Genomic DNA, 14,836 nt, shown 5'->3' with positions numbered 1-14,836 from the left:
CTACCACTCAATCCTTTCTACTGGAGTAGGATTTTCATTTATAGTTATACTATCAACTTTTCCATTTTTAACTTTTATAACTTTGTCACCCATATCTGTTAATGCTAAATTATGTGTTATAACAATTACTGTCATGCCCTTTTCTCTACAAGTATCTTGAAGTAACTTTAATATTGCTTTCCCGGTGTTATAATCAAGTGCTCCAGTAGGTTCATCACATAATAATAATTTGGGATTCTTGGCTAAAGCACGAGCAATTGCAACTCTTTGTTGTTCTCCACCAGATAATTGAGCTGGAAAATTTCCTTTTCTATCTTTTAATCCTACATCTTTAAGTGTCTTTTCTGGATCTAATGGATTTTTACTAATTTGTGTTGCCAATTCTATATTTTCAAGTGCTGTTAAATTTTGTACTAAATTATAAAACTGAAACACAAATCCTATATCATACCTTCTATATGTAGTTAATTGCTTTTGATTATAACTACTTATTTCACTTTCATCTACCAAAACTTTTCCTGTTGTTACAGTATCCATGCCTCCAAGTACATTTAAAATTGTACTTTTCCCAGCACCACTTGCCCCTGCAACTATGACAAATTCACCTTTATTTATAGAAAAATTTACTCCATCTAATGCTTTTATTTCAACTTCACCCATTTTGTATGTCTTTTTCACATCTATAAACTCTATGTATTTATTCATAAATTTTTCTCCTCTTAGTTTTCATAATTTAAAATATATTATAATTATATATGATTTTTTTTAAAATTCTATAATTATAATATATCTTAATTTATAATCTATTCATCATATAAATCACTTGCTAAATTTTCTAAAATTTTCTTATTTACAATTTCATAAAAATAACCTGACTTTTTTATAGCCCCCATCTCGCTTAAACTTTTTAAAGTGCGCAATAAATGCCTATAGCTGCAACCTAATAGTTCTGACATTTCTATCAAGTTGCATTCTGTAACTAATCTAAAATCTTCATTACTCTTTTTTACTGATGTTGCTAGCAAATAGCTAGAAAGCCTGTTTTCTAAAGGATATAAAAGATTTATAGAACTATGTTTAGAACTTCTTGAAAGTTTTTTTCCTAAACTTTCAATCATATATATTAGAAATTTAGAATCATTTATGGCATATTTCCTTATATCTTTGAAATCAATTGCTACGCAATAGCTCTCCTCTATAACTTCTATATTTGAATCACTCTTATCCAATTTTACACACTCTATATCCCCTATAACTTCTAATGGCTTATTAAAAGTAAGCAATAATGACTTACCATTTTCTAGGGAAATATAAACCTTCGCCTTTCCTTCTACTAAAAAAAATAACTTATCCATTTTTTCATTAGCTCTACATATGTATTCACCTTTATTTATTTTAAAAAGTTTCATATATGGTTTCATATCTACACTAAATATTTCATCTAATTTATATTTTTTTATATATTTATCTATTTTTTTATCTTCTTTAATCTCTACCAAAATGTTTTCCTCCAAATTAAAATATTTTATATTATTTTACTACGTATATGACATATGTCATATATATATCGTAAATTTTTGTGTTAATTTAATATACAAGGAAATAATTTATTTCTGAAAGCAAAGTTTAAATTTCACTTATTCATTCCGTATGATAAATTTTACAAGTGATTTATATAAATTTACCCAAACATCACATACAAAATGATATGTCTAACTTTGCAACTACCATTATTATATTTATAGACAGTAGATTAAGCCTCTACTGTCCTTTTATTATAAAAAATATCTTAAAACTTAAACTTTAAGTTTTAACTTATAGTATGTTTTATTCATATTTGTTCATACTATGAAATGTTTAAGGAGTGATACTAATGAATAATTTATATTGTCTATTAATAGGTATATTGATTACTCTAATGACTACATTTAATGGAATTTTATCAGAAAATATCGGTAATTATACATCCACTGTTATAGTACATCTAGTTGGTCTTTTATCTACAATATTCGTAATGTTATTTTCTAAACGAAAAATTATATTTAATAAAAATATCCCCTTATATCTTTATAGTGCTGGAGCCATAGGTGTTTTAACTGTTTTATTTAATAATATCTCATTTAATGCTGTTGGAATTTCACTTACTTTATCTTTAGGCCTTTTAGGACAATCATTGACATCTATGATAATCGATCATTACGGACTATTTGGTATGAAAATAAATAAATTTAACAAAAAGAAAATCTTAGGTTTTGCATTTATGACTATAGGAATTATCATAATGACAATTTATTAGAAATGAGGGATTTACATTGGTTTTTATACTTGGTATTTTAGCAGGTGTCACCATAACAATTGCTAGAATTTTAAATTCTAATCTTGCAGATAAACTTGGTTTACTTGAAGGCACCTTTTATAATTTTCTAGTAGGTTTACTAACCTCTATATTATTTTTATTATTCACGAAAGAACTACCATTATTGTCCACTATTTCATTTTTTAATATACCTTTATTTGCATATATAGGTGGTGGAATTGGAGTTTTAGTAATACTTCTTTCTAATTATGTAACACCTAAGATTTCAGTATTTTATGCCACAATAATAATATTTGTTGGTCAACTATTTACTGGAATATTAATTGATTATATTACTTTAGACATGATACCCAAAGGCAAAATAATTGGAGGTTTATTTGTATTAATTGGATTAATTATAAATATATTAATTGATAAAAAAGATTTTAAGTCTATATAAATAAAGCTATGATTATTGATAATCATAGCTTTATAGTATTTCATTTTCATTTCAAAACCTATTTTAAAAAGTTATTGCAATTTATATTTTAACTTTTTATATATCCGAAAACTCTACAGATAATTTACCTTGATTTTTTTCATAATTTTTAACTTCTTCTATATCTTCATTTATTCTCTTATTAGGTAACTTAATTACAAATTCACTACCTTTTTCTACATTATCATCTAAAAATACATTACCATCATGTAATTCCACTAATGATTTTACTAATGACAATCCAATTCCACTTCCATCTTTCTTTCTACTTTTCTCACTATTAACCTGAATAAATCTTTCAAATATAATTTTTCTTAATTCTTTTGGTATTCCTATTCCATCATCTTTAACTTTTATAGTAACCCATTCTTCATCTATACTTAAATCCACCAATATATTTCCATCATTTTCAGTAAATTTTATTGCATTTGATAATAAATTAAGTACTATTCTTTCAATCTTTTCTGGATCACACCTTATAATAAGTTCTTCTACTTCTGTATCAAATATAATATTTATATTTTTAACTTGAACATATGGTACTACAGATAAAGTTATATCTTCAACTAAGTTTACAATATCATAATTACCAAAATTCATTTTTATAAAACCAGAATCTATCTTTACAATATCAAGCAAATTATTTACAAGCTTTAATAATCTTAAACAATTTTGTTTCATAGTTTCTTCATACTTATTATAATATGTTTCAAAATTATAACTATCATTACTTTTCTTACTTTCTAAAAGTTGTATGCATGAATAAATAACATTTATTGGTGTTTTTACTTCATGTGAAAGATTAGCAAAAAACTCGGTTTTTACTCTATCATATTCTTTTATTTCTTCATATTGTTTTTGTAAATTTTCAACAACTTTTCTGTAACTTAAATCTCTAGCCACTATTATTCTTCCTATTTCTTTTCCTCTATCATTAATCATAGGACTTATTAATGACTCTACTGGTATATTATTTCCTTTTGCACATTTCATATCATGTTCTATCCAAAGTTTACCTTGTCCACAGTTTAAATTTTTATCATAATTCTCTTTTGTTATTGTCATTAAATCTATATACCTAAATTTTTTAATTTTATCTTCTGTATATCCTAAAATTTCTATTACTGTATTGTTAACATATGTTATATATCCTTCACTATCTATAGTTATAATTAAATCCTTTATATTATCATTTATAGTTTTAAGTTTTTCTTCATTTATTCTTAACTTTTCATTTTTTACGTATTCTTCTGTCACATCTATAATAGTAGCTACTTCTATATTTCCATGACCTACCTTCATTTTTTCTACACTTATACTTCTAACTTCATTATCATCAAAAACTATGTCCTTAAATGCATTCTTTTCACTACTATTGCTTTTGGTATTATTTATATCCTTTATATAATTTTTTATGAACTCTTCTAAATTTCTATATTCTCCATTCCCCTTACTAAGTTCATGCCTTATTAATTTATTTGTATAAATAATCTCAGTTCCTTCTTCACATATGATTACACCACTGCTTTGGTTATTTTCTGTTATATCATAAAATAGTTTTAATCTTTTTTTTAAAACTTCACTTTCTTTCATTTTCATATCCATTTCAATAAATAAACCTAAAATCACAACTGAAAATCCAATAAAAGTAAATATATTTCCTATATTATATAAATTATTGTTTTTTATATTTAAAAATCTTACAACACATACTCTTCTTAACGTAAAAAAGTTCATACTAATAATAAATATTGTATACAACCAATCTTTTCTTTTAATATTTTTTATGCTCCAAACAATTATTATACTAAAATAATAGATTATAAATATTACATTCATAAACGTTATTAACTTAATATTATGATTTTTGTAATTATTCACTATAAATCTTTTATCTAACATAATTAAGCCCCAAGTTGCAATACATACTAAACTGGCTAAAATAAATTTTTTACTTAAAAATTTTTCTATTTTTTTATTATCTTCAATAATAGTATATGTTATTAATACAGCTCTCATTGCATATGGTACTATTGCTGCATTTAAAATTGCAAATTGTTCATACTCTATACTATCAAACATAGCATTAACTAAAAATCTTTCTATAGCAAAACTTAAATACATTAATGCAATTATAAAAAAATCATTTTTCTTATGCATATAATAGTACGACCAACAACTAGCTATGGAAATAATGGCTAGTGTAGAATTTATTATTTTTAAATTATATAAAAACTTAATTTCATAACATGGAATTTCACTCATAAATGACATACCTAATATAAATACAATACTCATTAAAAATATTAACCTTGTTGCAATCCTATTAAATTTAAACAACCATATTTTTTCCGTTGATCCTTTTAATTTTATATTCATAAATTTTTATTCCCCCTAAATTATACCAAAGGCCTAAATATTACATATTTAAATTATAACATCTTATTTATCTTTATCATCTTATTTATAACACAAATATACATTTTTTTATATTATTTACTATAAAATTTACAAATTTATTTTTAAATAATATTTATTATTTGTTGACATTTATTATTTAAGTTGTTATACTAAATCTTGTAAGGAAAATAAATAAAATAATTTAACATATTTCATACTAAACGAAATTTGATTTGAATTTTTAGGAGGGTATATAATTATGAAAAAATTTGTATGTACAGTTTGTGGCTATATTCATGAAGGAGAAATGGCACCAAAAGTTTGCCCAGTTTGCAAAGTTGGAGCTGATAAATTTATAGAAAAATGTGATACTATGACATTTGCTGATGAGCATAGAATTGGTATTGCTAAAGATATAGATGCTGAAGTTATCGAAGGATTAAGAGCTAACTTTATAGGAGAATGTACTGAAGTTGGTATGTATCTAGCTATGAGCCGTCAAGCTGATAGAGAAGGATTCCCTGAAGTTGCTGAAGCATATAAAAGAATAGCATGGGAAGAAGCTGAGCACGCTGCTAAATTTGCTGAAATTTTAGGTGAAGTTGTTGTAGCTGATACAAAAGCTAACTTACAAGCTAGAGTTGATGCTGAGCATGGAGCATGTCAAGGTAAAAAAGATTTAGCTACACTTGCTAAAAAATTAAACTTAGATGCTATTCATGACACAGTTCATGAAATGTGTAAAGATGAAGCAAGACATGGTGCTGCATTCAATGGATTATTAAATAGATATTTTGGAAAATAATATATAAATAAAAAGTCAACTCTATTTTAAGAGTTGATTTTTTTTATTTATATATTATAACTCATCATAATTTTTTATAATTTCCACATCATTAAAATATATTGTTTTGTCTTTAAATATTTGATATTTTTCATGTCCTTTTCCAGCAATGATTACAATATCATCTTGATTTGCTTCTTTTATTGCATATAAAATGGCTTCTTTTCTATCTACTATTTTTTTATAACAACATTCTGTATATTTTAATCCACTTTCTATTTCCTCTATAATTTTATTAGGTTCTTCATTTCTAGGATTGTCTGAAGTTAATATACACATGTCAGCTAGTTCTCCTGCTATTTTTCCCATTATAGCTCTTTTACTTTTATCCCTATCTCCACCGCACCCAAATACAACTATAACCCTTTTATTACATATTTGTCGTGCTGATTTCAATATATTCTCTAAGCTATTAGGATTATGGGCATAATCTACAATACTCATAACTCCTTTTTTATTATTTACTACTTGAAATCTACCTGGTGCTCCCTTTATTTCACTAATATATAATATTATTTTATCTAAATTTCTTGTTAATTTATAACAAGTTGCAATAGTTGCAAGTATATTATAAATATTAAATTTACCACTTAATTTAGAATAGACTTCCTTTTCATAATTTTTATATTTAAGTTTGAATTTCATTCCATTATTTAAATATATTATATCAGATGCTTTAAAATCTGCATTTCCTTGTATTCCATAAGTTATAATATCACAACATCTACTATCTACAATTTCTTTTCCAACTGAATCATCAATATTTATAATTGCAGTTTTACACATATTAAACAACTTCATTTTTGCTTTTTTATAATTTTCCATAGTTTTATGCTCTTCTAAATGATCTTGAGTAAAATTTGAGAATATACCTATCTCAAAATTACACCCATATACTCTATCCTGAGATAATGCTGAAGATGATACTTCCATAACTATATGTGTTGCATCATTCTTTATTATTTCTTTAAACATTTTTTGAAGTTCAATACAATCTGGCGTAGTAAGATTTAATTTTTCTGTATTTAATTTTTTACCGCATACACTGTTCTCTATAGTTCCTATAATTCCAGTTTTAATTTTCATTTTTTCAAGAATCTCATAAACATAATAAGCTATAGATGTTTTCCCATTTGTACCAGTTACCCCTATTAATTTAATTTTATCGGATAATTTTCCATAGTACTTATTTGCAATTTGAGCCATGACTCTCCTAGAATCATTAACTTTTATTAATGTTATACTCTTTGGGATACTTTCTACTAATTTTTCAACAACAACTATCTTCGCTCCATTTGATATTGCTTCCATTATAAAATCATGTCTATCAATATTTCTGTTTTTTACACATATAAATAAGTCACCTAATTTAACTTTTCTTGAATCCCAACATATATTATTAACTTCTCCACTTACATCCCCTTGAAGTATTTCACAATCTATACTATCAAGTAATTCATATATTTTCATAACATATCCTCCAACTATACAAATTTAATGTTATAATATTTATTATATAGTTGTTTTTTGCAATGTTTATTGTTTAAAATGCTAATTTCATTGTAAAAAATGCTATTATATAATTAATTTTAAAGTCTATTGCAATATACAATCATTGCTTCGCTTAAAAACTTAGCAAGTCCTTCACCAAATTTATCTATATTTTCAGTAAATCTCTCATCTTGTACATACATTTTAGCAAGACCTCTAAATATTTCTGGAGTGCAATCATAGAAATTTTTAGAAATATGATTTCTCCACTTTTCAACTAACAGTTGTACTTCTTTATCATCAGCCTTCCTATCCATTAATTTTGCAATATTCCTATATATTTCATTAGCATCTTCATTGATTTTATTCCAATCATCCTTTTTATATTTTTCTGTTTTCTTTGTGCATTCATCATAAGCTTTTGTATTACCATACTTCTCTGCCGCCTCTTTAGAATACTTATCCTTACATGCTTCTACATCTTTCATACTAAATCCCTCAAACATTTCTTTTTTACTCATTTCTATTTCTCCTTTATTACATTCTATTGTCTTATTTATTAAGTTTATTATTTTATCTAACCTTTTTCTTTTTTCAATTAACAATTCTTTTTGAAGTTTCATTGCATGTTCTTTATCGTAATTAGGATTATCTAATATCTCTTTTATTCTTATTAAAGAAAAATCTAACTCCTTAAAAAATAAAATTTGCTGCAATCTTTCTAATTCATTATCACTATAAAGTCTATAACCATGTTCATTAACTGATTTTGGCTTTAAAATTCCTATTTCATCATAATACTGAAGTGTTCTAACACTTACACCTGCTAAAATTGATAATTCCTTAATTTTATAATTCACTTTAACACCTCCCATAAACTAATAATAATTTATCACGCAACGTTAGAGTCAATACTTTTTTCATTCAATCATAAAGTTTTTAATATATTTTATTGCAAAATTTTAATTCATTTATAAATAAAAAAACATCTAAAAATATAGATGTTTTAATTTATCTTACTAATTTTCTTGTTACCGTTCCTACACCAATGCCCATCATTATTGCCCCAACTATCATTTCTATATTTTCTACAGTGTAACTTATTTCTGTTGGTTTAGCATTATTGTATCCAACTCCTACAAATGCTCCTGTACTTAAGTTTAATGTTTCATTCATATGCATAATAAAATCTTTAAATGATATAGTTGAAATTGTGTTAACTGTATACTGAATTGCATCTCCTTCTAAATCTATTCCACTAAATAAATAAATAACAGCAAATATAAAAATTAGTACTAATGATGTTATTAATGCATACCAAGGTCTTTCACCATAACCACATGTAACTAAATATAAGTATGAACCAATTCTAGGTATTAATTTTAACGTTTTTCTTTGCATAGTTTTGCATAAATAATAATATTCACCAAAATTATTATTCAATGTGTTTTCTTTAAATTTATTGGCTAATGTCTCATAAACAGTATATAATCCTTCATATTCATCTCTTGTTTTTTTTCGAACTTCTATTTTATCAAAAAAAGTTTTTTCATCTAACTTAGTTTTATTTATATCTCTAAACTCTAAGTCACTAATATATGTTTTAACAAATTTACTTCCAGTTAAATTACAATCTTTTATTATAACCATTTTTAATTCACTATAAATAATAATTGCATTGCTAAAATTGCTTTGTTCTAAATTAGTATTCTTCATTAAACATTGTTCAAATATTGCATAACTTACTTTACTATTTAAAAACTTAGCATATATCTTACATTCTTTAAAATAACAACTGAAATTATCTTCTTTGTTTAATGATGGAGTTTTATTGCTATCATCTTTAATAAAATTACATTTATCAAAAACTACTCCACCATTATCAAACTTACATTTTTCAAAAATGCAGCCTATAAAATTACATTCTATAAATTTTACATTTTCAAATTTACATTGAATAAACTTAGCACATACAAAATCTGTATTTCTTATAATTAAAAAACTTTCTTCATCTTCTGTAGTATTTTTCCCGATTAATACATCTTCTGTTTCTTTATAACTATAATCCTTATCTGGACTAAATCCTTTAGCTAATGATTTATTCTTCTTCATTTTATTTAATATATTTTCATTGTTATTTATTCTATTAATTAATTCAGTCTTTGCAACTGAAACTTCTTCTTTAAAATTAATATATCCCATATTTAATCCTCCACTAAGAAAATTAACTATTAGAAAGTCTAATTTAGTATTTTCAAAGTGAACAGTAAATATGTAATAAATATTATTTTAAATATTTTATAAAAACTTATTTATAACAAAATCAGGTATTCCTATATCAACTATTTTTATTTTCCCACAATACTTTCTTGATTGTTCATTTAAAAATCCATTTTTCTTTAATTGTAAAGTTATGGTTTTATTAGCTCTAACAGCTGACCCTAATTCAATTCCATTATCACTATCAAGTCCAGATGGTACATCTATAGAAATTATATGTTTACCACTTTCATTTATAGTTAAAATAACTTCTTTGTATACTCCTTCAACTTTTCTTTTTAATCCAGTGCCAAAAATCCCGTCTAAAATTATATCGCTATTTCTAATTTTCTCATTTATAAAATTAATATTTTCTTCTGTAACCATCTCTATATTTATCTTCATATCATCAAATTTATTTATGTTATTTATGATTTTAAAGTTCTCTTTAAAATCATTACTTGCTTTTTCAAGTTTTCCTAAAATAAAAATATTTACTGTATATCCACTTAAGTACAAATGCCTTGCTACTGCAAGACCATCTCCTCCGTTATTTCCAACCCCACAAAAAATACTTATATATTGTCCATTATTTTTAACTAATTCATTTTTAACTTCAGTAAATATTTTAATAGCTGCATTTTCCATTAAAATCATTCCACTTATCCCAAGAACCTCTACACAATATTTATCTATACTTCTCATAGTTTCTGAATTAACATTAATCATAATACTCCCCCCAAATAACCAAAACTCTTTATACTTTCTTACATATAAAATTATAATACATTATAGGGTTCCAAATCCAAAGCAATCTCTTTATCAAATTATACTAACTATATTACTATATTTATATTTGGAACCAGTTGACAATTGAAAATTGAAAATTTACATTTATGGTTAATATTGCTCATTCCATTCCTAATATTTAAAATAGAAATATCTAAAAACTACGTTTTTATATTATTTTCAACCAATTTGCTTTGCAAATCTAATAAAAAAGCATTCTTTAAAATCATTTTAAACTTCCATTATTATAGGTATTATAGTTGGTCTTCTCTTGGTTTTTTCATATATATATCTTTCTAAAGCTACCTTCATATTATTTTTTAAAACATACCATTCTACTATTTGACTTTCTAAACATTTATCAAGCTCAACTCTTGCAATATCCTTCATTTCATTTATTAAATCACCGGCTTCTTTTGCATAAACAAATCCTCTTGTTATAATATCTGGACCTGCTACTATACTATATGTTTCATTATCTATTGCAACAACTATAGTAAGCATTCCATCTTCTGCTAAGAACCTTCTATCTCTAAGAACAATATTACCTACATCCCCAACACCTAAACCATCAACAAATATTTTTCCTGTTTTCACTCTTCCACTTATTTTTGCTTCTCCATTTTCTAGACTTAATACCTTTCCTGTTTCTAAAATAAAAACATTTTCCTTTTTCATACCTAAAGATACTGCTAAATCTTTATGATGTTTTAAATGTCTGTATTCACCATGTACAGGAACAAAATATTTAGGTTTAACAAGTGCATGAATCAATTTTAACTCTTCTTGACATGCATGACCTGACACGTGTATTTCTTCTAAATCTTTATAAATTACATCTACACCTTTTCTAAATAATTCATCAATAACTCTTGATATAAGCTTATCATTTCCTGGTATTGGTGATGCTGAAATTATAAATAAATCTTTTTGTTCTATACTTATTTTTCTATGTGTACCAAAAGCTATTCTTGCAAGTGCTGCCATTGGTTCTCCTTGACTTCCTGTTGTTATTATAGTTATATTTTCATTTCTATAATTTTTTATTTCATCAATACTTATTCTGTATGATTCTTCAATATGTAAATAGCCAAGTTCTGTAGCAACATCTGATATATTTTCCATACTTCTACCACTAAATGCAATTTTTCTATTATTCTTTATTGATGCATCTACTATTTGTTGTATTCTATGTATGTTAGATGCAAAAGTAGCTACTATTACTCTACCATCAGCATTTTCAATAATTCTATTTAATTTATCCCCTATAGCTTTTTCTGAAATAGTATGACCTTTTCTTTCAACATTAGTACTATCTGCCATTAAAAGAAGAACTCCTTCTTTGCCTAATGTTGACATCCTTTCTAAGTCCATAACTAATCCATCAATAGGTGTATAATCAATTTTAAAATCTCCTGTATGTATTATTGTTCCTTCTGGAGTGTGAATTGCTAATGAACATGAATCAGCTATACTATGAGTATTTCTAATAAATTCAACCCTTAACTCTTTAAAACTTATATTATCACCTGAATTTACAACATTTAATTTGCATTCTGAAAATATATTGTGTTCTTTTAATTTATTTTCTATTAGCCCGATACTTAACTTTGTTCCATAAATAGGTATATTAATTTGTTTTAGAATATATGGAAGTGCTCCAATATGATCTTCATGTCCATGCGTTATAAATATTCCTCGTATCTTATCTTTTTTCTCTTTTAAATAACTTATATCAGGAATAACTAAATCTACTCCATACATTTCTTCATCTGGAAATCCAGCTCCACAATCTATTATAATTATCTCTTTATCACTCTCAATAGCCGTCATATTTTTCCCAATTTCTCCAAGTCCGCCTAAAGGAATAACCTTAACCATATAAATTCCTCCTATTCACTGTGATTTTAAAATTTATTTTTATGAAGCATTACATTTTCAGTTCCTTACTTTTTTATTTATTATTATTCCTAATGTTATAGATTAAATTCTTAAAATAAAAAATTAGAAATAAGATATACTTATTTCTAATTTTTTAGGCTTGCAATCTCAATTTTTAAACAATGTAATTTCCTATTCCTCTTCTTCTATGTCGATTTCATTATCACATTCATCTTTATCAAAAACTTGCTTTTGAGTTTCTTCCTCCACTTCTACTTGCATACTAATTAAAGCAAAAACTTGAAAACATCTTTCATTTGCCTTTTCAATTTCACATAATTCTACTTTAGGTACAACATTGCGAATTTTTACCTCTCCATCTTTATTTAATGGTACTATTTCTAAAAATGGTTGCTTGAATGTTATAAATGTATTTCGCTCTTTACTGTCATTAGGTTTATAATGCACTTCTGTAAGCTTATATCCCTTTATAAGTAATCTATTTCCTAGGCAAGTTTTAATTATCTTACAACTTAGCATTCTTATCTTAAGATTTGATTTATTAACACTTTTAATACTTGGTTTAGATGCTTTAATACATAAGTTTGCTGCATAAGGTATCTCCTTGCAATAAATCTTATTTTCCATATAAAGATTACCTCCTTTACGTACTGATTTGTTTCTATTATTTACATAATATGCATTTATTTCTGTAAGTGTAACCTTTTCTAAATATAATTTATAAAACTCTCATCCTATATGCTTGAATAGCGGTTTTACTCAATCTATCTACAATTTTATTGTTTAAATATGCACCTACAAATGCTCCAATCCATGGAACCATTTGCAAAAGTTTTGCCAAATCTATATAATCTCTGTACGGCTCCTGAAACTCTCTCCAATCAAGTGAATTTATATCACTTGACAATCCATTTACATACGCGTCCCAATATTGTACTCTATGGAATACTTTATTTATATGTTCCTGACTGGAAAAAGCTAACTGAAATATATTTAATATATATATTTTCTCCATATAATTTTTAACATCAAATCCATAAATTACAGCAATATCATAAAGTAATTTTATCTTTATACTTAATAGCAATGGGAAATCTGTAAATCCTAACCTTATACCTCCAGCCCTATTCCAGCACATTCTATAATTGTAGTATTCTTATACAACTTAGTCTTTAATTAATTCTTCACGTTCCTTTAAACTTAATCCTATAGAAGGTTTTTTTGTTATATATGTACATTCAAAAATTACATCCTTAACCGTATTTTCTGAACTTTAATCATAATCTCATGATATTTATCTAGCAATATCACAATTTATTTTTCTATCTTATCTTTTATGTATGTAGCATAAGGATTTACTGAATCTAAATCACACATCTCTTCTTCTAGAAAAGCACCTCTACAATCTATTACAATGATTTCATTATCACTTTCAACAGCTGTCCATATTTTTATCTATTTCTCCAAGTCTACCTAAAGAAATAAATTTTACCTTTACTACAATAAATTTATTAAATTTTATAATACTCATCTCTAATTATCTTAATCTTTTATTTATTATTCCTCATATATTAGATTAAATTTTTAAATAAAAAAATTAGAAATGAGCTATTCCCATTTCTAATTTTTTTAGTACTTTTTTATATAGTTTATATGTTAAAAATCAAAATTTATCTTATACTAATTTATTCTCATTAATAATTTTCAATAAATACTTCAAAATATCCTTGTGGATGTGCACATGCTGGACATGCTTTTGGTGCTTCTTCACCTTCATAAATATAACCACAATTATTGCATTTCCACATAACAACTTCATCTTTCTTGAATATTGTACCATTTTCTATATTTGACAATAACTTTTTATATCTCATTTCATGTCTTTTTTCTACTTCTAATATTTTTTCAAAAGCTATTGCTATGTTGTCGAATCCCTCTTCTCTTGCAACTTTTGCAAATTCAGGATATAATTTTGTCCATTCTTCATTTTCTCCATTAGCTGCTGCTTTTAAATTTTTAGCTGTTTCTTCATGAAAAGATACTGGGTATGATGCCTGTATTTCTATATCCTCATCTATAAAATCTTCTTTTAAGAATTTATAAAATTTCTTTGCATGTTCTTTTTCTTGTTCTGCTGTTTCCATAAATATATTTGATATTTGAACATAGCCTTCTTTTTTAGCTATGCTTGAATAATAAGTATATCTTGTTCTTGCTTGACATTCTCCAGCAAATGATTTCATTAAATTTTTAGCTGTTTGACTTTCTTTTAAACTTTTCATTTTATACCCACCCCATTCAAAGCAATTTTTTTAATATTTCTTTAATTATAACATAATCTACATAGATATACATA

Annotated in this window: 14 protein-coding genes; 3 read left to right on the top strand and 11 right to left on the bottom strand. The window is 25.2% G+C overall.

Translation table 11 applies throughout. The features are described 5' to 3' along the window. Together AC07E4_RS03900 and AC07E4_RS03895 are read right to left on the bottom strand one after the other, a co-directional pair. The gene (locus AC07E4_RS03900) at window positions 1–705 is read right to left on the bottom strand and encodes an ABC transporter ATP-binding protein (RefSeq protein ID WP_040329948.1); all 705 of its coding nucleotides are present in this window, start codon (window positions 703–705) and stop codon (window positions 1–3) included. Between the two features lie 98 nt (window positions 706–803). Further along, window positions 804–1,499, bottom strand: a complete 696-nt coding sequence (locus AC07E4_RS03895) for a cyclic nucleotide-binding domain-containing protein (protein ID WP_430830461.1) — start codon at window positions 1,497–1,499, stop codon at window positions 804–806. A gap of 374 nt (window positions 1,500–1,873) precedes the next feature. On the opposite strand from AC07E4_RS03895, the gene AC07E4_RS03890 reads away from it, so the two are divergent. Both AC07E4_RS03890 and AC07E4_RS03885 read left to right on the top strand, forming a co-directional pair. Next, window positions 1,874–2,296: a DMT family transporter gene (locus tag AC07E4_RS03890; protein WP_478215794.1), complete on the top strand. Its 423-nt coding sequence runs from the start codon at window positions 1,874–1,876 to the stop codon at window positions 2,294–2,296. A 16-nt stretch (window positions 2,297–2,312) separates the two neighbouring features. Further along, on the top strand, window positions 2,313–2,756 hold the full coding sequence (locus tag AC07E4_RS03885) for a DMT family transporter (protein WP_040329944.1): 444 nt from the start codon (window positions 2,313–2,315) through the stop codon (window positions 2,754–2,756). 96 nt (window positions 2,757–2,852) lie between these two features. Here AC07E4_RS03885 and AC07E4_RS03880 read toward each other — a convergent pair whose 3' ends face one another. Further along, a complete protein-coding gene (locus AC07E4_RS03880) occupies window positions 2,853–5,174 on the bottom strand; it encodes a sensor histidine kinase (protein WP_478215793.1) in 2,322 nt (773 codons plus the stop codon). 280 nt (window positions 5,175–5,454) lie between these two features. Between AC07E4_RS03880 and AC07E4_RS03875 the strand changes: the two genes are divergently transcribed. Then, window positions 5,455–6,000, top strand: a complete 546-nt coding sequence (locus tag AC07E4_RS03875; protein WP_478215792.1) for an NADH peroxidase — start codon at window positions 5,455–5,457, stop codon at window positions 5,998–6,000. 54 nt (window positions 6,001–6,054) lie between these two features. Here AC07E4_RS03875 and AC07E4_RS03870 read toward each other — a convergent pair whose 3' ends face one another. The 8 genes from AC07E4_RS03870 to rbr form a co-directional block, all read right to left on the bottom strand. Continuing rightward, window positions 6,055–7,509: a UDP-N-acetylmuramoyl-L-alanyl-D-glutamate--2,6-diaminopimelate ligase gene (locus AC07E4_RS03870; protein ID WP_478215791.1), complete on the bottom strand. Its 1,455-nt coding sequence runs from the start codon at window positions 7,507–7,509 to the stop codon at window positions 6,055–6,057. A gap of 119 nt (window positions 7,510–7,628) precedes the next feature. Beyond that, window positions 7,629–8,390 carry a MerR family transcriptional regulator gene (locus AC07E4_RS03865; RefSeq protein ID WP_478215790.1) on the bottom strand — a complete coding sequence of 254 codons (762 nt, stop codon included), beginning with the start codon at window positions 8,388–8,390 and terminating at the stop codon, window positions 7,629–7,631. A 151-nt stretch (window positions 8,391–8,541) separates the two neighbouring features. Beyond that, window positions 8,542–9,732: a pentapeptide repeat-containing protein gene (locus tag AC07E4_RS03860; RefSeq protein WP_478215789.1), complete on the bottom strand. Its 1,191-nt coding sequence runs from the start codon at window positions 9,730–9,732 to the stop codon at window positions 8,542–8,544. Window positions 9,733–9,828: 96 nt separating this feature from the next. Beyond that, window positions 9,829–10,518, bottom strand: coding sequence for an NAD(P)H-hydrate epimerase (locus AC07E4_RS03855; RefSeq protein WP_478215788.1), 690 nt, complete (start codon window positions 10,516–10,518; stop codon window positions 9,829–9,831). A 291-nt stretch (window positions 10,519–10,809) separates the two neighbouring features. Continuing rightward, window positions 10,810–12,459 (bottom strand): ribonuclease J, encoded by a 1,650-nt coding sequence (locus AC07E4_RS03850; protein WP_478215787.1) that lies wholly within the window; start codon window positions 12,457–12,459, stop codon window positions 10,810–10,812. 192 nt (window positions 12,460–12,651) lie between these two features. Continuing rightward, a complete protein-coding gene (locus tag AC07E4_RS03845; RefSeq protein WP_478215786.1) occupies window positions 12,652–13,107 on the bottom strand; it encodes a hypothetical protein in 456 nt (151 codons plus the stop codon). Window positions 13,108–13,198: 91 nt separating this feature from the next. Then, window positions 13,199–13,618: an EcsC family protein gene (locus AC07E4_RS03840; RefSeq protein WP_478215785.1), complete on the bottom strand. Its 420-nt coding sequence runs from the start codon at window positions 13,616–13,618 to the stop codon at window positions 13,199–13,201. Between the two features lie 556 nt (window positions 13,619–14,174). Continuing rightward, window positions 14,175–14,762, bottom strand: coding sequence for a rubrerythrin (gene rbr / locus AC07E4_RS03835; protein WP_478215784.1), 588 nt, complete (start codon window positions 14,760–14,762; stop codon window positions 14,175–14,177). Window positions 14,763–14,836: the final 74 nt, after the last annotated feature.

The organism is Clostridium amazonense, from assembly GCF_056431285.1.
Note: the sequence above shows the minus strand (reverse complement) of the source record. Positions and strands in the feature narration are given on the sequence as shown.